Annotated in this window: 18 protein-coding genes; 10 read left to right on the top strand and 8 right to left on the bottom strand. The window is 33.1% G+C overall.

Annotated elements, in window-relative coordinates; all coding sequences use genetic code 11:
• Positions 1–13 precede the first annotated feature (13 nt).
• From eboC to OIU83_RS12960, 8 genes are all read right to left on the bottom strand, one after another.
• Positions 14–910: a UbiA-like protein EboC gene (gene eboC / locus OIU83_RS12995; protein WP_264206690.1), complete on the bottom strand. Its 897-nt coding sequence runs from the start codon at positions 908–910 to the stop codon at positions 14–16.
• Positions 911–1,819 (bottom strand): TatD family hydrolase, encoded by a 909-nt coding sequence (locus OIU83_RS12990; protein ID WP_264206689.1) that lies wholly within the window; start codon positions 1,817–1,819, stop codon positions 911–913. It abuts the gene before it with no gap.
• Positions 1,820–1,823: 4 nt separating this feature from the next.
• Positions 1,824–2,687 (bottom strand): EboA domain-containing protein, encoded by an 864-nt coding sequence (locus OIU83_RS12985; protein WP_264206688.1) that lies wholly within the window; start codon positions 2,685–2,687, stop codon positions 1,824–1,826.
• A gap of 53 nt (positions 2,688–2,740) precedes the next feature.
• The gene (locus tag OIU83_RS12980; RefSeq protein ID WP_264206687.1) at positions 2,741–3,178 is read right to left on the bottom strand and encodes a VOC family protein; all 438 of its coding nucleotides are present in this window, start codon (positions 3,176–3,178) and stop codon (positions 2,741–2,743) included.
• Positions 3,179–3,201: 23 nt separating this feature from the next.
• Complete coding sequence (locus tag OIU83_RS12975; RefSeq protein WP_264206686.1) at positions 3,202–4,242, bottom strand: ferritin-like domain-containing protein; 1,041 nt, start codon at positions 4,240–4,242, stop codon at positions 3,202–3,204.
• Between the two features lie 11 nt (positions 4,243–4,253).
• The gene (locus tag OIU83_RS12970; protein WP_264206685.1) at positions 4,254–6,230 is read right to left on the bottom strand and encodes a hypothetical protein; all 1,977 of its coding nucleotides are present in this window, start codon (positions 6,228–6,230) and stop codon (positions 4,254–4,256) included.
• A gap of 262 nt (positions 6,231–6,492) precedes the next feature.
• Positions 6,493–7,500, bottom strand: coding sequence for a PDDEXK nuclease domain-containing protein (locus OIU83_RS12965; RefSeq protein ID WP_264206684.1), 1,008 nt, complete (start codon positions 7,498–7,500; stop codon positions 6,493–6,495).
• Positions 7,501–7,589: 89 nt separating this feature from the next.
• Positions 7,590–8,663, bottom strand: a complete 1,074-nt coding sequence (locus tag OIU83_RS12960) for a phosphatidylinositol-specific phospholipase C1-like protein (RefSeq protein WP_264206683.1) — start codon at positions 8,661–8,663, stop codon at positions 7,590–7,592.
• Positions 8,664–8,892: 229 nt separating this feature from the next.
• On the opposite strand from OIU83_RS12960, the gene OIU83_RS12955 reads away from it, so the two are divergent.
• From OIU83_RS12955 to OIU83_RS12910, 10 genes are all read left to right on the top strand, one after another.
• Positions 8,893–9,411 carry a sigma-70 family RNA polymerase sigma factor gene (locus tag OIU83_RS12955; RefSeq protein ID WP_264206682.1) on the top strand — a complete coding sequence of 173 codons (519 nt, stop codon included), beginning with the start codon at positions 8,893–8,895 and terminating at the stop codon, positions 9,409–9,411.
• Positions 9,412–9,501: 90 nt separating this feature from the next.
• Positions 9,502–10,425 carry a FecR family protein gene (locus tag OIU83_RS12950; RefSeq protein ID WP_264206681.1) on the top strand — a complete coding sequence of 308 codons (924 nt, stop codon included), beginning with the start codon at positions 9,502–9,504 and terminating at the stop codon, positions 10,423–10,425.
• Positions 10,426–10,496: 71 nt separating this feature from the next.
• Positions 10,497–13,760 (top strand): SusC/RagA family TonB-linked outer membrane protein, encoded by a 3,264-nt coding sequence (locus tag OIU83_RS12945; protein WP_264206680.1) that lies wholly within the window; start codon positions 10,497–10,499, stop codon positions 13,758–13,760.
• A 3-nt stretch (positions 13,761–13,763) separates the two neighbouring features.
• Positions 13,764–15,539: a RagB/SusD family nutrient uptake outer membrane protein gene (locus OIU83_RS12940; RefSeq protein WP_264206679.1), complete on the top strand. Its 1,776-nt coding sequence runs from the start codon at positions 13,764–13,766 to the stop codon at positions 15,537–15,539.
• A 127-nt stretch (positions 15,540–15,666) separates the two neighbouring features.
• On the top strand, positions 15,667–16,782 hold the full coding sequence (locus OIU83_RS12935; protein ID WP_264206678.1) for a helix-turn-helix domain-containing protein: 1,116 nt from the start codon (positions 15,667–15,669) through the stop codon (positions 16,780–16,782).
• Positions 16,783–16,912: 130 nt separating this feature from the next.
• On the top strand, positions 16,913–17,710 hold the full coding sequence (locus OIU83_RS12930) for an SDR family NAD(P)-dependent oxidoreductase (RefSeq protein WP_264206677.1): 798 nt from the start codon (positions 16,913–16,915) through the stop codon (positions 17,708–17,710).
• On the top strand, positions 17,707–18,684 hold the full coding sequence (locus tag OIU83_RS12925) for an NAD-dependent epimerase/dehydratase family protein (RefSeq protein WP_264206676.1): 978 nt from the start codon (positions 17,707–17,709) through the stop codon (positions 18,682–18,684). Before OIU83_RS12930 ends, OIU83_RS12925 begins: the two co-directional genes overlap by 4 nt.
• A gap of 149 nt (positions 18,685–18,833) precedes the next feature.
• Positions 18,834–19,394, top strand: a complete 561-nt coding sequence (locus tag OIU83_RS12920; RefSeq protein WP_264206675.1) for a 2'-5' RNA ligase family protein — start codon at positions 18,834–18,836, stop codon at positions 19,392–19,394.
• A 108-nt stretch (positions 19,395–19,502) separates the two neighbouring features.
• Positions 19,503–20,432, top strand: a complete 930-nt coding sequence (locus tag OIU83_RS12915; protein WP_264206674.1) for a helix-turn-helix domain-containing protein — start codon at positions 19,503–19,505, stop codon at positions 20,430–20,432.
• A gap of 101 nt (positions 20,433–20,533) precedes the next feature.
• Entirely contained in the window at positions 20,534–21,262 is a 729-nt protein-coding gene (locus OIU83_RS12910) for an SDR family oxidoreductase (protein WP_264206673.1), read from the top strand.
• Positions 21,263–21,264 lie beyond the last annotated feature (2 nt).

Genomic DNA, 21,264 nt, shown 5'->3' with positions numbered 1-21,264 from the left:
CGGGGAGGTTTAATCAGGTGACTGCAAATTTTTTGGATAATAGAATGGATAATGGCAATAAAGCCAATACTAATAGCGCGAAAAATAATCCTGCTGAACCTGCTACATAACTAGCATTAAGCGGAATTAATGACAATACTCCTGTCTTAACAGCCTTTTGTATTGTAGCTGGTTGGTTGTAGATGAAAGCTTTGTATTTTGCAAAAAAATTAATTCCGTACCAAAAAAGAAGAAAGGGTAATAAAATCCAAAATCTAAATCCTAGTAAGTGTCCTATATAAACAAATAAAACAACTACTATAGCATCTAGCAGTAAAGCAACTAGTATAGCTGCTTTGTTATTTCCGGATGCCTCCTTTTTGGCAGTAAGTGTAATTGCTGCAATAAATAAAATGGGAATAATACCAATGTACCAATAATTAAAAACAGCATCATTGCTAATACTCATCCCTAAAAGCAAATTACCTCCTCTGCAAAGTCCCATATTTAAAGGTCCTACAATTGGATAATGTTTACTTATCTTATCATAACTAAGGGCCAAAAAACTAATCATAAGTGCCAAAATACCACTAAGAACTGATACTATAAAGGCAAGTCCAATTCCCATTATCAGCATGAAACATCCTAGCAAAATTGCTTCTTTTTTACCAACCAAACCGCGAGGAAGTACTCTTTCGGGACGGTTTATAGTATCTGATTCTAAATCGAAAATATCATTAAATACAATCCCTCCGCCATATAAACCAATGGTAGAAAGTACTAATAATAAAAGATCAAGTATAAAATGACTACTATTAGTATCAAAAATTAAGACTCCCGAAATAGCAATACCCGCAAGAATATCTGTCACTGCAGTAACGATATTTGCAGGACGCAATAAGGTTAATAAATAAAATAATTTGCTGGACATTTAGTTTTCGATAATAATATTCGGATATACAATTTCCTTGGCTTCTTGACCTCTAAGAACACTACTTCCTTCAAAGAGTGAATCTTGTGTAACTGTCATTTCATTTTTCCAATCTTCTTCATGCATTTGACCGCTTTGAGAATAAGCTGTAAGTGCATTTTTATAACAGGTTAAATGCACATCTTCTTTGGTAATTCCTCTTTCCAGCATTAAGGCAGCTGTTTTAGGAACAGATAAAGGATCGCTTACACCCCAATCGGCAGAACTATCTACAATAATACGCTCGGAGCCATATTGTTTTACAACCTCAACCATACGTTCATTACCCATCTTGGTATTTGGGTAAATTGTAAAAGCTGCCCAATATCCCCTATCCAAAACTTGTTTGGCGGTTTCTTCGTTATTGTGATCTATTACTACCATATGAGGAGCAATTCCATGTTCTTCCAACACATCCATGCTCCTAATGGTTCCATTTTTTTTATCACGGTGCGGTGTATGAACCATTACCGGTAAATTAAATTTTAGTGCCAGCTCAATCTGTAATCTAAAATATTTATCCTCGGCTGGTGTTTGATCATCATAACCGATCTCGCCAATGGCTACAACTCCTTCTTTTGCCGCAAATAGAGGTAATAAATCCATTACCTTTTCTGCAAGAGCTTCATTGTTTGCTTCTTTAGAATTTAAACCTATCGTACAATAATGCTTAATCCCAAATTGTGAAGCCCTAAATCTTTCCCAACCTACCAAAGTGCTAAAATAATCCTTGAATGAGGAAGCTTCTGTACGGGCTTGCCCTAACCAAAAAGCAGGTTCAATAACTGCCACAATACCAGCGGCACGCATAGCTTGGTAATCATCAGTTGTTCTGGATACCATGTGAATATGTGGATCTATATAATACATAATATTAAATTTTTAATTGTGAATAATATTGTCTTCCTATTTCATCCCATGAGATGTACTTATCAAGTAATGCTTCATTGGGAATTTCATTCTCATTATAAAACGAACTTTCTTTTAACGTTTTTATAGCAGCTTGCTTTGTTAATGTATCTCCGTTATGTATAGCATTTACTAAATCGGCTGCTATTTCCTGATTTACATAACCAGCAACCAATCTCCATATTTCGGGTGATACTAATCTCCCTGCCGACCAACGCTCGTGGATGTAATCGTGTACTATTAAGGCTAATTTCTCGTTTTTTCGTAAGTCTAAATCAATGATTTGATACAATGGACGTCCCATAAAAACAGCTTTTAAAATCAATTGATTCCAAGGGTCAATCGGCAAATATTTTGCTGCAAAAGGATTTGCTAATGCGATAGCATCAAAAACAGCAACCATATTGGTTCTTATTCCTTCCTGAACCATCAAGACAAAATCAGGAGCATTCTTTAAGAAAAACAATCCTTTATAAAGACATACAAGCTCTTTAATAGCTGCCATCTCTGCCAGGTTTTTTAATATTTCAATATTTTGATGTGCTGGGAGATGGATCATTAGTAAGCAGCGACAAAGTTGCTGTAAGTCCCAATTACTCTGCGTAAAACCAGGATATAATTCTTCAAGTACTACCTTTTCCTGCGAGGTCCATTCGGGAATAATGAGAGAGATATTTCTGGAGATTAATCCAAACGTCTGGAAAAACTGTGTATTGTTTTCAAAGGCAATATTGCTTTCAAACCAATCCAATTCGGATCCAGAAAGCTTACTCTGGATTACTGTTTTGATTATTTCTCCAGAATCTGTTTTGATTGATGTTTCTATCATTGCTCTTATAACTTTACTAATTACACTTTCATAATATTTTACTTCAAAATATTTTACTTCAAAATATTCTCTCGAATTACCAAAGAATTATTATCCAGATCTCTAAAAAAGAAAAACTGGTCAACATATCCTTTATCGGAAATATTAGAAATAATTATTTCTCCATCTATTACATCAATTACTACATTCTGGCTTTTAAAATAATCCAGCGTTGCTTCGATATCATCTACAATAAAAGTAGGTGCAGTTCCAGTTTCCGGCAATGGATAAAAAGGCACATCAATATCTTTATACAAGCCCAGCATAAAACTATTCTTGTCTTTGGGATCTAAATACAATTGTATAAAAGACTCTGTTCCGTAATTTCCGTCTGAATTAAGTGTGTATTTTTCATCAACCTTAAATCCTAGAATTTCCTCGTAGAATTTTTGAGATTTAAGGATATCGCTCACCGATAATTTAATGACTACTGTTTTTGACTTGAATTTCATATAAGTTAAATAATTACTGATTTTTATGCTGTTGTGATAAATTCGTATGTTGGCCCAATAGTATATCCTTCTTTTCCTGGAAATGGTGTTTCAGCTAGTTTTTGACACGTTAATCTTAAATCAAACATAACACCGATTGTATTATTAATATAATCAGGCTCACCATTAAAAGTTCGGTGCAATCCATTTAGTAAATCACTATAAGAATTATTAAATATATCCACCTGCCTTCTTTCTTCTGAACCTTCAGGCAACATGTGGGATTTAGTATTAGGAAACATAGGTTGTACGTTATTTGCATCAAATGGTATAGCTGGACCGCTATAGGAATAACCATGTGGAGCATTTGGATCTATTACTAATTTTTTACGAAGGTATAACTCCTGAAATCTATAATAATGGGCTATTTCTCCTTCTTCATCTACTGGTGAAGTTGATGTTCCTTCTCCTTGTTCAATAATAATATTGATGGCGTTTATTGCATCTTCCTTGGTATGTATAGGATATAATAAATTTGAGTCGAAAAAATTAGAAGTAACTTGTCTTTTTGGATCGCCAGGCAATATTTCCGGAGCTATTTCTTCTATTTTTTGTTGTATAGCCTGATAAAATTCTCCAATAGTTCTAAACGTTGGCAAAGCATTAGCTTTAAAACTTTTACTAAGATCTAATGGGTCTTCTGGTTCTTCTATTTCCATAAAGACATTCTTCACCAAATCGGGAGAATATTTCTCTATACCGACAATTAAGCCTTTACTTATACCCATAGGTAAATGTGTCGGGTAATCTGGTACAAAATTAGGGTTTGATATATGAGGTTCTCCTCCCAATGCATTCAATATATTTGCTGCTATGCTCATGTGCAGCATTTCTTCAATAACAATAGAGTGAATAACACTTCTAATAGCAGTTTCGGTGTTGGGTTTAAACGAAAACAATGCTGTTAGATAAGGAGGAATAGTAGCGTGTTCTAGTTCGATTGCATTTTGTAACAATGGAAAAAGATCTTCTAACTTTTCAGCATTGATTACAGCATTTACAAATTTAGGGCTTATTTTTAGCATGATTTTATAGTTTAAAATTCAAATAGGTTCTTAATTTCAGGGCTACTAAAGTTTGAACCATTTTTGGCTCTTACTGCGTCTTTTAATTGTTTTTGATAATCCGTTAAAGGAGTAGCTTTGGCTTGCAAAAGTTCTTCTGCAAGATTTGCATCGACCACCTTTTTTTCTGTTGATAAAACAATCTGTTCATCAATTATGGGATTATTAAGCCATTTTAAAATAGTCAATCTCTTATTTTCTGATAAATCACGGGTTACAGGCATATAAATAGGGTCATGAATATCTCTATCAAATGCAAAAATTAAGAGATCTTTTTTAGCTATAAGCGCATCTGGATCGCTAAAATCGATGAAAAACTTACTCATGATTGGATATAAATTTGCAAACTGAATCATTGTAGGCTTAATATCTGACCAAACAGGGGTATTCGGAATTTCATAATGATCCCTTAGATGTATCGCTATAAAATTGTCTGGCATTACAGACCCCGAAGCTGCATCTATTGGTACGTTAGTTAGCTGATAATCTAAAGTATAAATCTGGCCATCAAGATATTCTCTAGGACAATTAATACTATTTCCAGTTAATTTTAATATTGCTAGACCATTATTATCGGTGACAATAGTCGTGTCAAAGGTCAAACCTGCTGCAGGATAGTTATTACCTGGTATATCGCAAATAGGTGGTTGATTATCCTTTTTTGGAGATACTGCCGTAGGTGGTTCCTGAGTAATAGTTATGTTTTTATTTTGCAGAGGTACCCCAAACTGATAGGCATATAATCTCACTTCATTTGTTTGGTTTGTATCTAAACGCTGTACAAAATTATCGGCTCTTATGACTATACCATCAATGGCTTCTCTTGCAATAATTGAATACATATTATTTATAGAAGCTCTTCCTAGTAATAATAATTGATTATCTTCTAGCGCAGAAACAACGTCATTAGATAGATTATTAAAATCTAAAATAGCACTAGTGGTATTAATCCAGTCAGCTCCTTTTTCATACTCAACTTCACCAATAAATAGAACGTCATTACCAGTTACCAGATTAATTGAATCACTAGCAGAAAAAGTAATACTTTTTTTACTAACTGCTAAAACTAAATTAGTATTTAGAGAAATATTCCCCATTGAATCTGATATAGGAAACGAACTTCCCAGATCAATAGAGAGTCTTGCATTTTTCTTATCAAATAGAAAATTTGAGGCCCCAAAGAAAATAGGCTGTTGTGTTTTTGGATTATCATTTGGTGCATCCCCAATAATACCATATAATCTTCTAGCAGGAGCAAAAAGTTTAGGTTCATTTGTAAACCAAGGTCCTAGACCTCCTAATATGCGCCCCAAAGAAAATCGACCATCCTTAGCATGATTGTAATAATATCCAAATGCATTTAAATTGATACTTAGTTTATTTTCTTGAGTTTTACTTTTTAATGCCATCAAAAAAGGTGAGCTATGTGCCAAATCACCCCAAACTACATCTTCAATAACAGATGTCCATGTACCTCCAAAAGGTTGTCCATTAACTTTGCCTCCTGTTTGCTGACGCATTTGCAAATTTCTAAAACCTGTAGGGTCAATTTTTCCTTCAAGTAGTAATTCATTCTTGGCAGTAAGTATTCTAAATGTTACTCCCCAAAGTTGTGAAACCATCTGTTGTTGTGGGTCTAAATCGACCATTTTTCCAGAATTTCTTCCTTCAGCACCACAAACTATTTGACCAATAATATCATCCAACAAAGGATCTGATGTACTAGTACCATCTTCTCCAATAATTTGTTTTACATGACAATCCTGAAAACCAAAAGTAGCACCACCTTCAGGGTTCCACCAACCGTTAGCTGCTATTTCTGTCTTCGGTTTTTGGTATTTTGATTGAAAGGTACTATTGTTGTAATGCTGTGTATCATTGTTGACCGTGGAGACATCTGAAATAAAATCTCCTGAAAATGTAAGACGAGGGACGTTTAGATATGACATATTAATATTTTAAGTTTATAAATAATTCGGTAGTTTCTTTGCGGGGGCAATTATGTAAAAAATATAATTTCTTATTTAACACTTTACACAACTCAAAATTAACAAGTTAAATATTAAGAAAAACAAGTACAAATACCTGTTTTTAAGTCACTCAAGAATATTTATTTGTAAAATACAAAAGGGGCTTGTTCGTAAACAGCCCCTTTATTTAATATCAAAAAAAGTCATCTCCTATTTTTACTGTGAGACGACTTCTATATTTTTATTGCTTTTTTTCTTCAAAGTTCTCCAATTCTTTTTTAACCTCTTCCAATAGTTGTTTTTCAGATGGAAGATATAGCCCATACTGACTCGCTACTATATTTTTTTCATTTTCCGGCAGTGTGAATTTAACCACCCCATCATTTTTATTTGCGCAAAGTAAAATCCCGATAGTTGGGTTTTCATGTGGTAGTTTTTCTACCCTGTCGTAATAATTCACATACATCTGTAATTGTCCAATATCCTGATGAGTGAGTTTATGTGTTTTTATCTCTATGATTACAAAACATTGTAGTATTCGGTTGTAAAAAACCAAGTCTGCAAAAAACTCATCACCCTCAATATGAATTCGTTTTTGCCTTGTTACAAAAGAAAAACCATTACCCAACTCTAATAAAAAATCTTGCAAGTGTGTTATAATAGCTTGTTCTAAATCTTTTTCATAATATGATGATTCCCTTTTTAGCCCTAGAAATTCCAAATACATTGGATCTTTTATAATATCTCTCGCATCAGATGGTTGTTTCTCATTTCTGGCAACTGCCAAAACATCATCTCTATCACTACTCATTAAAAGACGTTCATATAAACTACTATTTATCTGACGTTCCAATTGTCTTGAAGTCCAATTATTCTTCACACTTTCAGCAATATAAAACTCTCTTTTATCATGATTATCAATCACTAAAAGCATTTTATACTGTGTCCAACTCAATTGCGTCCGCAGTGCGGACGCAATTGAAAATATACGGTAAAATTGTCTGTAACGTTCTAATTGTCTTATTGAAAAACCACTCCCATACTCTGGTTGCAATTGTTCTGCAAGAAATTTTATTAGATATGTTCCGTAATCTGCTCTGTCTTTTCCTTGTTGTTCCTCTTCAAAAATGCGCTTGCCAATATTCCAATACATTATAGTCCGCTCATTATCAACAACTCTAATTGCTTTATCTCTCGCAGTAGCAATAATAGATTTTATATCGGGTATTAAGGATTGATTTTGAAGCATATTGAAAATGTAATTATAGATTAATAATATAATCTACAAACATAGTCAAAACCCATAAAAAGAAAGAATAAAACTACAAATAATACGTCTTATTTTCCATGACCATTTATAGGATTTATCCTTTCATAACTATCGTCATCAAACCTTATTTGGTAAGGAGAATCAAAGAATGTACTTGGCAAATAATAATCTGTAGTAATAATTTGTGCTCCAGAATTTTTTGCAGCATTAAAGCGGGTATAATCATTGGCACGAGCTTCTTTGGTATCACCATCGGCACGCGTACGAATTATGTATCCTTTCTTTACTAATTCTGGAATCATTTTGTCTTCAGGGTCATTCCTGAACATTGCAGCAGCTTCCGGCTTACCAGGATCGGCATTTATAAAAGCGACACGCCCTTTTAAAAAGGGGTGATTTTGTGCATACAAATCTCTTTTATTATTACTGTCATCCAATAGAAACATAAACCTACCCTTTCCCTCTTTTAATGTTGGCCAGTTATTATGCAAAACAGCTTTTTCTAATGTTTTGTATTTACCTCTCACCATATCCGGAGTAATTACTTTATCTGCTCCTAGAACACTTAAAATTACTTTATCCAGTTCATCAAATAATTGTGGAGTAAACATTTCCGGTTCCGTTCCAAATAGATTTACTTTTCCATCCTTAGGCTCTAAAGTTATAAAAACAGGAACATGATTAGGATTTTCATCGGACCATTTTTTTAATTCCTGCAAGCAAATTACAAATGTAAAACACGAAGTTCTAAAGTCTATATCCATCATGTGAAAAACCTTAAAACCAGGTTGTTGCATTACTCCATCAGGATCATAAGGTGAAGTAGATTTTGCTATATCCAAACCTTTGGGATGTGCATACTTACCACCTTTACTATCTGCATAAACATCTATTTCTAAGTTTCGTAACCCTTTATTCAATTGTTCTGTAATAGAGATATGTTCATATTCTAAACCGTTCAAGGCATGTGTGGAATCTTTGCTTTGCAAGACCTTAAATAAATCTGGTTCGATAGCTTTTCGGTAACTATTATGAGATCCTATTACCTGTAATTTATTAATTGTTAAGTTATCATTTTGGGCATTGACTTGAGAAATTGCAGTAAAGCAAATTAAGAATAGAAATGTAGAAATTGATTTCATGAGAAATTATCGTTTTTTGGAATAATTTGAAGTTGGTATTAATCGGCTAAATTAAATTCTGCTAATTATAAGTGTGTTATTGCAAAAAAAAGAAATCGCAACCGCAGTATCATATTTACACAAAAATATTTTTATTAAGCTATTACTTAATTTAAAAATAACTTTTAGGAAAAATACAATCGATCTACATTTCATTCTTTTACATTTAATAATACCATGCTTCTGTAGAATGAAAGACCCTAAAAAATTTGAAAAAACATATACCGAATATTGGGAAAAGCTAAATTCTTTTTCATACAAAATGACTCAGGATAAGGACCTAGCGCAAAATATTGTTCAGGATGTTTTTATTGATCTTTGGGAAAGGAAACAAGAACTCGATATAATCTCCATTGAAAATTATTTGTTCCGCGCTGTAAAAAACCAAATTTTCAAACATTATCAAAATAATCGATTTGATAAAACCATCCTCGAAGACAAATTCGAAAATTATCTTATCGAAAACATTACTTCTACAGATCCCGAATTAATCGATTTACTCCATATTCTTTTGGATAAACTACCCGAAAAAAGAAAGCAAATTTTGCTAATGTACAAACTTCAGGACATGAATATTGATCAGATAGCAACTGAACTTCAATTATCTAAGCAAACCGTAAAAAATCAAATTTCGGTAGCATTAAAGCAATTGCGTTTTGAGTTAAAAGATTTAACCTGGTTAGTGATTTACCTCCTGTTTTCGGCTTAATCTTTAGTATAACCTTCTGTTAACATTATCATAATATTTTACGATAGTACGATTTCATATTTCTGGTACTTATAGATAATAAGACCAATTATGATCAAGAAAACAAAACACAGTTTAGAATATCTTATAGATAAAAGTTCCAAAAAAGAAACTACAACTGCCGAAGAAAACCTGTTACATAATTTTGCACAATCAGAATATGATAATTCCGAATGGGAAACTTCTGTTATGGGAATTAAAGAGCAAGTTTCAGAAAAAATATATGATAACATCAAGAATCATATCAATCAAGATAAAACGTTCAGTATATATCTTAAATATGCTATTGCGGCAAGTATAGCATTGCTAATAGGTTTAGGAGTCTATTTTAAGCCTTCTCTGGAAAATGAAAAATTACTTACACTTGAGACTACTACAGTTTCAGATTCTATTAAATTAAAAGATGGTTCTATCGTTTATCTGGCAGCCAATTCTATTTTAGAATATCCGGTTCAATTTAATGGAAGTCAAAGAAAAGTATCCTTACTAAAAGGAAATGCATTTTTTAATGTTGCAAAAGATCACAAACATCCTTTTATAATTAGCTCCGGTGAAATTACAACGAGAGTTGTTGGAACATCATTTCACATTCAGTTATCCCAAGACAAATGCAGTGTGATTGTGGTTACAGGAAAAGTAAATGTAACATCCAAGAATCAGAGCGTTGATTTAAAACCTAGCGAAGAAGCATTATTTGTCGCAAATAACCTCACTAAACATCAAGCAAATTCTTCTTTATTAATTAATTGGTACAAGGAAGATGTTACTCTAGACAATGTAACATTAAACGAGGTAATTACTTTACTGCAATACAAATACGGAGTAGTATTTAACCTGAAAAAAGGAGTCTCAATAAATACAAAATTAACGGTATATGTAGAGAAAGAAGCTTCTCTGGAGGATGTCCTTAAGCAAATTAATTATATAACAAACCTAAAACTAGAACAACATGACAGAACTGTAACAGTAAATTAAAAACAAAAAACGCAGTTGCTGGAACAACTGCGAAACAATTATTAAGTATCCTTAAACAAATAACTTAAATCATGTATTTTAAATTTACACTAAAAAAAATCTTCTTTTTAGTCCTGGCATTATTGTGCTTTCAAACGGGACAAAGTAAAGAAAAGTTGCTTACAAATTCAAAAATAAAAAATAATTTAGAGAAGGCAACACTTGTTTCTATTTTTTCAAAATTAAGCCAGAAAACCAATTATAAATTTAGTTATGGTGAAGCAATAATAGCCGATCAAACTATTTATACAATATCCTACAACAAAGAATCTCTTGAAGTCGTTTTGAAAGATTTATCTCAAAAAGCCGATTTTAGCTATAGCATTATTAATAAATTGGTATTAGTTAAAAAAGCAGCAATTACTACTAAACACGCATTTATAGACCAACCTGTAAAAGGAAAAATAACCGATGAAAAAGGATTGCCAATTCCTGGTGTATCTATTCTCGAAACTGGAACAAAAAATGCTGTATTAACCAATTTTGATGGTGGCTTCGAGATCAATGCCAATACTGGAAATACTCTTACGATTACTTGTATGGGGTATAAAACCAAAATTGTACCGGTTGCCAGCATTATAAATATTCAATTAGTCCCAGATGCTGCCGAGCTTAACGAAGTTTTAATTGTAGGTTATGGAAAACAAGCCAAAACGGATGTTACTGGTGCTGTTACCCAACTTACCGCACAAAGCTTTAAGCAAGGTGTTAATATATCAGCAGATAATTTACTACAAGGAAAAGTAGCTGGTGTGCGTGTAGTTAATTCTAGTGGTGAACCTGGAGCAGGTATAAATGTTACGATTCGTGGAGTTGGTTCTATCCGAAGCGGAAGCACACCTCTTTTTGTTGTAGATGGCGTACCATTGTCGAATGATGATGTAAGTCCATCGGGAACAAATGTTGGATTTGGAAGTTCTGCTCCCAAAAATCCTTTAAACTTTCTTAACACAAGTGATATCGAATCGATCACAGTTTTAAAAGATGCTTCGGCTTCGGCAATATATGGAGCAAGAGGATCAAATGGAGTTGTTATCATCACAACCAAAAAAGGAGCTAAGGGTGATGCTACTTTTACTGTAGATTCATACATGGGAGTTTCAAGTGTAATCAAAAAATTAAATGTGTTATCGGCAGATCAATATAGAGGAGCAATTAAAGATCCTGCATTTGATCATGGCGGAAACACCGATTGGCAGGATGTAATATTTAGAAGCGCAATTACAAGTAATAATTCATTGGCATTTTCTAAACAATCCGAAACAGGAAATTATTATGTTTCTCTTGCCAAAATGGACCAACAAGGTATTATCAATCAAAGTAATTTTGCACGTGTATCGGGTAGAATTAACGCAGCCGAATCGTTTCTGGACAACAAACGTTTAAAAGTAAAAGTAAATCTTACTGCCAGCCAAACCACCGATAATGGGGTTCCTACAAGTGATGATGGAGGTTCTAATGGGCAATTGGTTATCCATACATTAATGGCAAATCCTACCAGACCCGTTTTTGATAAAGATGGAAAATATACCAATTTTAATATGAATGCACATTATAATCCTGCTTATTTATTGAGTATTTATAATGATGAAACACGTACTTTACGTGTACTTGGAAACTTAGAAACATCTTTTAGAATTGTTAATGGATTGGAATACAAATTAAATCTAGGTGTAGATCGTTCCATGTCCGAAAGAAATACAACCATCTTCCCTAACTTAACCGATTTAAATCCAAAAGGAAAATACGTTCAGAGTAATCTGGAATCTAAGAACTCACTTATCGAGCATTATTTAACCTATAATCTATACGCCGAAAAACATAAATTAGAAGTACTTGGAGGTTTCTCTTATCAAAAATTTGAAAGATCCGGAACTAGTTTTAGTATTGATGGAATTGCCGATAAAAACTCTGGAGTATTACCCGAAAACAATCCAGGTTTTGCAGGAACCCAAACCGGAGTTACTGGTTATGCTCAGGAAAATGAACTTCAATCTTATTTTGGAAGAGTAAATTATACTTTTAATGAAAAATATCTTTTAACAGCCTCGATGAGAGCCGATGGTTCTACGCGTTTTGGCGATAATAATAAATATGGTTATTTCCCATCATTTGCATTGGGATGGAACATCTCCAAAGAAGGTTTCCTTAAAGAATCTGCAACTATCGAAAACTTAAAACTAAGAGCGAGCTGGGGACAAACAGGAAACCAGGAAGTAGAAAATAAAATTACAAAGGCGAGTTATGCTTTATCTCCTGGAGATGGATATTACCTTTATAATGATTTAGCATTAGTAAATGGTGTTTCGGTTAGTCGTACTCCAAATCCGGATCTAAAATGGGAAGTGGTAACACAACTTAATCTTGGAATTGATTTTAGTTTATGGAAAGGAAAATTATACGGAACTCTGGATTATTTTAATAAAACCACAACCGATGCAATTCTTAATATCCCTTCTCAGGCATTAAGCCCTACAACAACTGTTTGGGTAAACATAGATGGAAAAATCGTTAATAAAGGTTTTGAATTTATGTTAGGATCTAAAATTGTCGACACCAAAAATTTTTCCTGGTCGATAGATGCCAATGGTGCAACTCTTAATAATAAAATTAAAGATTTACCCGTTTCCGAAATTTTATCCGGTACAATCTCTGGTCCTGGACAATCGGGTGTAAACGCGAATATTTACAAAAGTGGTTATGCTGCCGGATCATTCTACTTATTAGAGCATATTGGATTTGATGATAAAGGCGGAAACATTTTTAGAGATACCAATGGAGATGGGGTTATTAATAGTAGTGACCGTGTTATTATCGAAGGGGCATTACCTACTTTTTATTATGGTTTTAACAGTCAGATGAGCTATAAGAATTTTGATTTTTCATTTTCTATTATCGGTCAAACCGGAGGTTATTTATTAAACAATACAGGATTAAATGCTTTGAATATAAACAACCTTGCTTCGGACAGAAACGTGGCTACAGGATATTATCAATCTGGTGCAAATCCTGCAAACTCACCTCAATTATCGACGCTTTTCTTAGAGAAATCGGACTTTTTACGACTTAATACTGCTCGCATAGGATATAATATCAATACCAAGCAAATGAGTTGGCTACAAGGATTAACGCTTTATGCTACAGGTCAAAATCTATTTACAATTACAAATTATACAGGTTATGATCCATTAATCAATAGTCCAAAATCGAATGGTGGAAACCAATCTATAGGAATTGATTACTCTAGTTATCCTAGTTCCAGAACTTTTAGCCTTGGTGCAACTTTAAAATTATAAATCATGAAATTAAATAAATTTTTCAGTATCAAAATTCTTACTGTAATTTCTTTTGCCTTATTATTCTCTAATTGTACCAATCTGGACGAAGTTGTACTTGATGAAGTACTTGGAGACGATGCATCAAATCCTGCCGGAGCACTTGCTGCGGCATATGATCGTTTAGGCGACGGAACATTTGTAGACCACGGAAACGTATTTGCTCTACAAGAATACACTACCGATGAAGCCATGTTGCCTACACGCGGAAGCGACTGGGGCGATGGAGGAAAATGGCGTTCTATGCATGAATTTACGTGGGCTCCCGATAATGCAATTGTTACCGATAACTGGAACAATATTACCAATGGTATTACAAGATCTCTTACTGCAATTAAGTCAATTAGTGCCAGTAATATACCGCAAAAAGAGCTTTTTCTTGCTGAAGCAAAAGGGCTTTTGGCTTACTATACTTACACAACCCTAGACCTATTCGGGCAAGCACCATACAGAGATCCTTTTACTCTTAATGCTCCGTTACAAATATTTAAAGCAGATACAGAGATCGATAAATTAATTACTCAGGTAGAAGCACTTATTCCTAATCTTGCCGATTTAGGTCAACAATCTACTCATAACGGACGTTTTACAAAACAAGCCGCTTATGGATTATTAAGTACCATGTATTTAAACAGAGCTGTTTTAAAAGATCGTTATAATACTGGCTCAAGCTTTAATTTTATGGAACCAGCTGTTAGTGGAACCGGAACCGATATGGATCGGGTAATTTACTACACCTCATTATTAATCGACTCTGGGAGATTTAAACTACAAAGCAATTATTTCAAGAATTTCTCTATGGATAACTCCAATAGTTCAGAGTTGATTTTTGCCGTAATCCAGAAAATAGATTATATCCGTAACGGAAGTAACTCCTTTGCTTATGTATCGATGGAACGTAACCAAAGAACTTCTCCTGCCAACAGAGGAACTAATGCTGCATGTATGACTCCTGAGTTTTATTACAGCTGGAATAACAATCATGATGACCCAAGATACCACCGATATGTACAATACAGTGATGGGACATGGTTCATGAACGATGCTACAACAACTAGCGTACCGGCATCCGATTTTGTTCCTAAAAGCGCAGCATTACCTTGGTTTCATTTTAATTTTGGAATTATGGAAGGACCACAATATGGACCTAAACTTTTATCAAATGGAAAATTCGAAATGACTGCCGATAATCGCATCAAAGTATCTCCTTTGGTTATGGAAAAAAGTACTACTACCCCAATGAATTTTACACCCGAACTTAACTTTGATAATGCTTCACTGGCAATCCTGGCACAAAATCAAATCAATCGCGGAGTTCGTGTGTTTAAATACGAATTTGATCCTGAGGAAGGAAATAGCACCAGTAATGTTGATATTCCATTGTTTCGTTTAGGAGGAATTTACACCATGCGTGCCGAGGCATATTTCCGTAAAGGAGCAACAGGTCAAGCCCTTTCAGATATTAATACATTGCGTACCAGTAGAACAAGAGAAGCATTATTTGGTAATGTTGCAGGAAAGGCAATTACAGCGCTGGATGCAACAATTTTATTCAATGAGTTAGGTTACGAAAACTATTGGGAATTAAACCGTCGTCCACAAATGATTCGTTTTGGACAATATGATAAACCTCGTACTGCAAAACCTACCACTTTACCATTCCGTAGAGTATTCCCTATTCCACAATCGACTATGGATGTAACCAAAGAATTCACACAAAACTTTGGATATATAAATTAGTCAATAGTATATATCCCCCAAATACTACTTATGCCTGTTCATTATTTTGAACAGGTTTTTTTATTAAAAACAATTTAGCAAAAGCCGAAATCGTTAAATTTGACAAACTATATTTAATAAAAGCAGTATGAACATAGACGGACTTAATTCCTTGATTATAATTTTGATTTTTGGTTCGCTTATTTTGCTTTCTTTTCTTAAAATTAGTAATCCGTTAAACGTAAATAAAAAAGCCAATTTTTATTTCGGAATCTTTCTGTTTCTATGGGCAACTTTTTGGATTGATGAAATAACAGTATTAATAGATTATCCTAAAATTAGTGAAACAGTAAATCTATTACTGCGATTTATTCAATTTTTCACCCCACTTTTATTTTATTTTAGCATTGTAAACTTTACAACCCCAAATTACAAATTCGGTAAATCCGATTTTAAATACCTCATTTTACCCATTCTGTTTTTGGTGATTTTGCTTTTGCAAACAGCAGACAACCAAGACGATTTATCTTTATTCCGCCTTATTTCGATACTGCTTATGCTTGTACAATCCCTTTTTTATGCGATTGCCTCTTATTTAAAAATTAGAAAACACCAAAAAAATATTCTCCTATTTTCATCAAATGCAAATGAAATAGACCTCAGCTGGTTGGAATATATTATTCTGTCTATTCTAGTGATGAGCATAATTATTAGTGTCTATAATATATTTTTCTACTCGCTGTCCCTAAATATTTTTATAAATAGTACTTCCCTAATTATAATTCTTTTTATTGCCTATTATTCTTTAAAACAAAAAGAGATTTTCCCATTCGATAAAAAACAATTGTCCGAGATAATTGCAATAAATGAACAAGAAGAATTAATAGAAATAAAGAGAAAAGTCGTTTCCGATGGAGAATTAATACAACTAAAAATGCAACTTAATAAATTAATGCTGGAGCAAAAGCCTTATTTGGATAGTGAACTAAATCTTATAAAATTGGCTAAATTGGTAAATAGTACGCCACACCAAATATCGTATGCGATAAACTCTGGCTTTAATGAAAACTTCTTCCAGTTTATCAATAAATACCGCGTAGAAGAAGCAAAAGAATTATTGGTAAAAAAAGAGATGAATAACTATTCCATTTTAGGGATAGCCTATGAATCTGGTTTTAACTCTAAAACTTCATTTAATAATACTTTCAAAAAAATTACCAACCAAACTCCGTCTGAATTCAAGAAGAATAGTTCCGGTTTATAATAACGAACGTAAAACCATTATTTCAAGACTAATTATCAATCAATTACACAAAAAAAAACTAGTTCTTGTTTATAAACACGAACATTTACAACTCTGATCAAATCTACATTTGCTTTGTAAATTATAGATTATGACAACCAAAAAAAAATCAGACAGACAATTTGTAGTAATCACAGGAGCAAGTCAGGGATTGGGAAAAGAATTTGCCTTGGAATTTGCCAAAAGAAAAATGAATCTCATATTGGTAAGTTTACCCAATCAGGGACTCTTGGATTTATCCAATGAAATAGCCCAAAAATATGACGTTAAAACAGCTACTTTCGAAACCGATTTAGCAGTTCCGGATAATGTCATCCTCTTATCAAACTGGATAAATGCAAACTTTAATGTCCATATTTTAATTAATAATGCAGGAACAGGTGGTACTAAAAAATTTATCGATGCCAAAGTAGATTACATCAATACCATTATGCAACTTAATGTGGTTGCCACATCTATCCTAACCCATCAATTATTACCTAATTTAATGGAACAAAACCAATCCTATATTCTTAATGTTTCGAGTATGGCAGCTTTTTCGCCTATTGGTTACAAGACAGTTTATCCCGCATCCAAAACCTTTATTCATTCTTTTTCAAGAGGATTATATCAGGAATTAAAAGATACCAATGTATTTGTAAGCGTTGTAAATCCTGGTGCTATGAAAACCAGTGATGAAATTACAGCTCGAATCAATAAACAAGGATTCTTAGGAAAACTAACCTTGCTGGATCCCAAAAAAGTAGCACAATACTGTATCAAACAATTATTAAAAAAAGATACCGTAATTATGGTAAACCCCATTAGCTGGGCAATATTGAGAATTTTACCAATCGGAATAAGATTACCATTAATGACACGAGCAATAAAAAGAGAAATTGGACAATGAAAAAAGTATTTGTAACTGGAATCAATGGCTTACTAGGTGCCAATTTAATAGAAAGTTTACTCAGTAATGGATTTTTTGTAAAAGGATTAATACGCGATAAAGCTAAGTTTAAGGGAAAAAATCATGCTAATTTACAAATTCATCAAGGCAATTTATTCAATGATTTAACTCCACTATTAAGTGATATTGATTTTGTAATTCATATCGCAGCCGAAACAAGTCAGGACTTAATCCAGTATACCGATTATCAGAAAATAAATTATAATGCTACTGTTCAATTATTCAATGCTGCTGTTTACTGCAACGTAAAAAAGTTTGTTTTTGTAAGCACAGCAAATACTTTAGGCTATGGTTCATTAAATGATTTAGGAAATGAGCAAAAAGAAATAAAGCTCCCTTTTACAAATTCATTTTATGCCAAAAGCAAACTGGAAGCTGAAGAATATTTACTTCAAAATAAAGATAAAATCGAAGTACTAATAATTAACCCGACTTTTATGATTGGCGCTTATGACTCAAAACCTAGTTCAGGAAAAATCATTTTGATGGGATGGAAAAAGAAAATCATATTTTACCCTGCCGGAGGGAAAAATTTTGTTCATGTAAAAGATGTTTCATCTGGAATCATAAAAAGTTTAGAGAAAGGAAAAAATGGAGAAAAATACCTTCTGGCAAATAAAAACCTTAGCTACCTGGAGTTCTTCACGAAACTAAATTTCATTACAGATCAAAATCCAATTATGATCCGAATTCCAAGACCAATCTTAATCGCATCAGGTTATTTGGGAGATTTTATCCGATTATTCAAAATAAAAACCAGTATCAGCTCTACAAACATGAAAGCTCTTTGCATCAATAATTTTTACTCAAATGAAAAATCAATAAATGAATTAGAAATAAAATACCAGCATACTGAAGTAGCTATTAATGATGCCGTGAAATATTTTGAAAAGAAAAAAATGGAACACAGGTAATACTAGACAGTTATAGTTTACAGTTACAGTCTTTCATCTTGCTTCTTTTATCTTGCTTCTTTTATCTTGCTTCTTTCATCTTTCATCTTTCATCTTTTTCCAATCTCAGAACCTTTGTACCTTTACACCTTTACACTTTAAAAAAAATCATGGAAAAACATTATTCGGTAGCAATATATCCCCCAGAACTTATTATTACTTTGGTGAAATCCATGAAAGAACAATTGGCTAATGAAATAAAATGGTTCAATAGTAAAAATTCTGTTGCTCATATTACCATCTGCGAATTTAAGGTTTCGGATACAGAAATTGAAATTATAAAAAAGAAACTAAGCCGCTTGTGTGATGCTTTGGAACCTGTAGAAGTACATCTGGAAAAATTTGACTCATATCCCAATGGTGCCTTTTTCATAACTCCTAATGAAATTTCTAAAAGCAAATTAAAACCAATTATGAAAAGGATTCAGCAATCACTTGCTATCCGAAACATGAAAAAAAGTGATGATCCCCATATCTCGATTGCAAGAAGATTACCCCCGGAAAATATAGTCATTGCAAACCAAATGTTTACCTCAATCAATATTAATTTTATATGTAATAGTATTGTTTTGAGACAATTTGATGAAGTCATAAAACAGTTCTCGGTAATCGATACATTTAAGTTCAATAGTAATACACAATCAGAATTAATACAAGGAACACTTTTTTAGTTTAATTTTTTTTTCAAACCTAAAACTCATTTATATAAATTAACTAACAACTATCAAGCAATAACCATTAACAAAATTTCGTATATTTGATTTTTACAAATCATTCTAATGAAAACAACATCAATAGACGAGTTTTACAAAAACATTACCGAAGGTTCGGATATTGAGCCTGGCTCGTTATTACCAAATGATATAAAAAAAGAAATTGGTCACTTTAATGTTTTCAATATAAAAGAACTCTGGGAAAAACTTCGTGAAAAACCTGTTATGCCTTATGATCGCAGAGCTTATTACAAAATAAGTTTGATAAGAGGGAAAAACAAAGCCGAATATGCCGATAAAGTAATTGATATTGAAAAGAATGCTATTTTATTTGCAACACCCAAGATTCCCTATCATTATGTTCCGCAGGACATCTATCAATCGGGGCATTTTTGTGTTTTTACATCCGAATTTATAACAGGAAATAAAAACGGAATAGAACTCGACGATCTTCCTATATTTAAATCAGATGGCTATCCTATTTTTCAACTTACGGATGAAGAAACATTAGAAATTGAATCGATATTCCAAAAAATACACAAAGAAATCAACTCCGATTATATCTATAAGTACGATTTAATTCGAAATTATGTGTCTGAGTTAATACATTTTGGACAAAAACTACAACCACTTACTGCCCTATATTCCAAACACAATTCAGCAGCCAGAGTTTCTTCATTATTTATAGAATTATTGGAGAGACAATTCCCTATAGAATCTCCACATCAAAGATTGGAATTAAAAACTGCCAAAGATTTTGCGACTCGTTTGTCCATTCATGTAAACCATCTTAATAAAGTACTTAAAGAAAATACAGGTAAAACTACCACCGAATTAATAAGTAGCCGATTAACACAGGAGGCCAAGATTCTACTAAAAGAAACCGATTGGAATGTGTCTGAAATTGCATACTCTCTTGGTTTTGAAGAATTAGCACATTTTTCTAATTTTTTCAAAAAACAAACTACACTTACACCATTATCTTTTCGAACATAATTTGTCATATTTGAATTTCGCAAGCATCTGATTGATATTTGCAATAAGCCCCCTTTACTTCGCTCCTACCTTTGTCTTATCAATTTAAAATAAATTTAGAGATGGAATTACAGAATAATAAAATATTAATTACTGGTGGCGCAAGCGGAATTGGCTTGGGACTTACCGAAAGATTTATTCAGGAAAACAATACTGTAATCATTTGCGGAAGACGTGAATCGGTTTTAAAAGAAGTTGCCGATAAGTTCCCCACAGTAATTACCAGAGTATGTGATTTATCAATTGAATCGGAACGAATAGAACTTTATGAATGGGTATCCAAAAATCATAGTGACTTAAATGTACTTGTAAATAATGCTGGCATACAGCAATGGATGAATGTTTCGGACGAAGATTTTTTTGAACGTGCAAAAAATGAAATAGCGACTAATATTGAAGCTCCTCTCCATTTAATCTCTCTTTTCATCAATTTAAAATCACTTACAACGATTATGAATGTAACCTCGGGGTTATCATTTTCTCCTTTTGCAAAAGTGCCTGTTTACTCGGCCACCAAATCCTTCTTCCACTCATTTACACTATCACTTCGTCATTTACTAAAATCAAAAAATATAGAGGTAGTAGAAATTGTTCCGCCAGCGCTTAATACCGATCTCGGTGGTATCGGCTTACATAACGCAGCGCCAAGCGTAGCAAGTTTTATCGAATCCATTTTCGAACAATTAAAACAAGGAAAAGACCAACTTACATTTGGATCCAGCGAAACAAGAGCCAATGCAAGTGCTGCCGATTTAAAAAAAGTATTCGATCAAATGAATGTTAATCAATAAAA

The sequence above is a fragment of the Flavobacterium shii genome, assembly GCF_025847235.1.
Lineage (GTDB): Bacteria > Bacteroidota > Bacteroidia > Flavobacteriales > Flavobacteriaceae > Flavobacterium > Flavobacterium shii.
This window is presented reverse-complemented; position numbering and strand designations above follow the sequence as displayed.

Coding starts and splice junctions, on each gene's coding strand:
- eboC (WP_264206690.1), bottom strand. CDS start 910: ATGTCCAGCAAATTATTTTATTTATTAACCTTATTGCGTCCTGCAAAT.
- OIU83_RS12990 (WP_264206689.1), bottom strand. CDS start 1,819: ATGTATTATATAGATCCACATATTCACATGGTATCCAGAACAACTGAT.
- OIU83_RS12985 (WP_264206688.1), bottom strand. CDS start 2,687: ATGATAGAAACATCAATCAAAACAGATTCTGGAGAAATAATCAAAACA.
- OIU83_RS12980 (WP_264206687.1), bottom strand. CDS start 3,178: ATGAAATTCAAGTCAAAAACAGTAGTCATTAAATTATCGGTGAGCGAT.
- OIU83_RS12975 (WP_264206686.1), bottom strand. CDS start 4,242: ATGCTAAAAATAAGCCCTAAATTTGTAAATGCTGTAATCAATGCTGAA.
- OIU83_RS12970 (WP_264206685.1), bottom strand. CDS start 6,230: ATGTCATATCTAAACGTCCCTCGTCTTACATTTTCAGGAGATTTTATT.
- OIU83_RS12965 (WP_264206684.1), bottom strand. CDS start 7,500: ATGCTTCAAAATCAATCCTTAATACCCGATATAAAATCTATTATTGCT.
- OIU83_RS12960 (WP_264206683.1), bottom strand. CDS start 8,663: ATGAAATCAATTTCTACATTTCTATTCTTAATTTGCTTTACTGCAATT.
- OIU83_RS12955 (WP_264206682.1), top strand. CDS start 8,893: ATGAAAGACCCTAAAAAATTTGAAAAAACATATACCGAATATTGGGAA.
- OIU83_RS12950 (WP_264206681.1), top strand. CDS start 9,502: ATGATCAAGAAAACAAAACACAGTTTAGAATATCTTATAGATAAAAGT.
- OIU83_RS12945 (WP_264206680.1), top strand. CDS start 10,497: ATGTATTTTAAATTTACACTAAAAAAAATCTTCTTTTTAGTCCTGGCA.
- OIU83_RS12940 (WP_264206679.1), top strand. CDS start 13,764: ATGAAATTAAATAAATTTTTCAGTATCAAAATTCTTACTGTAATTTCT.
- OIU83_RS12935 (WP_264206678.1), top strand. CDS start 15,667: ATGAACATAGACGGACTTAATTCCTTGATTATAATTTTGATTTTTGGT.
- OIU83_RS12930 (WP_264206677.1), top strand. CDS start 16,913: ATGACAACCAAAAAAAAATCAGACAGACAATTTGTAGTAATCACAGGA.
- OIU83_RS12925 (WP_264206676.1), top strand. CDS start 17,707: ATGAAAAAAGTATTTGTAACTGGAATCAATGGCTTACTAGGTGCCAAT.
- OIU83_RS12920 (WP_264206675.1), top strand. CDS start 18,834: ATGGAAAAACATTATTCGGTAGCAATATATCCCCCAGAACTTATTATT.
- OIU83_RS12915 (WP_264206674.1), top strand. CDS start 19,503: ATGAAAACAACATCAATAGACGAGTTTTACAAAAACATTACCGAAGGT.
- OIU83_RS12910 (WP_264206673.1), top strand. CDS start 20,534: ATGGAATTACAGAATAATAAAATATTAATTACTGGTGGCGCAAGCGGA.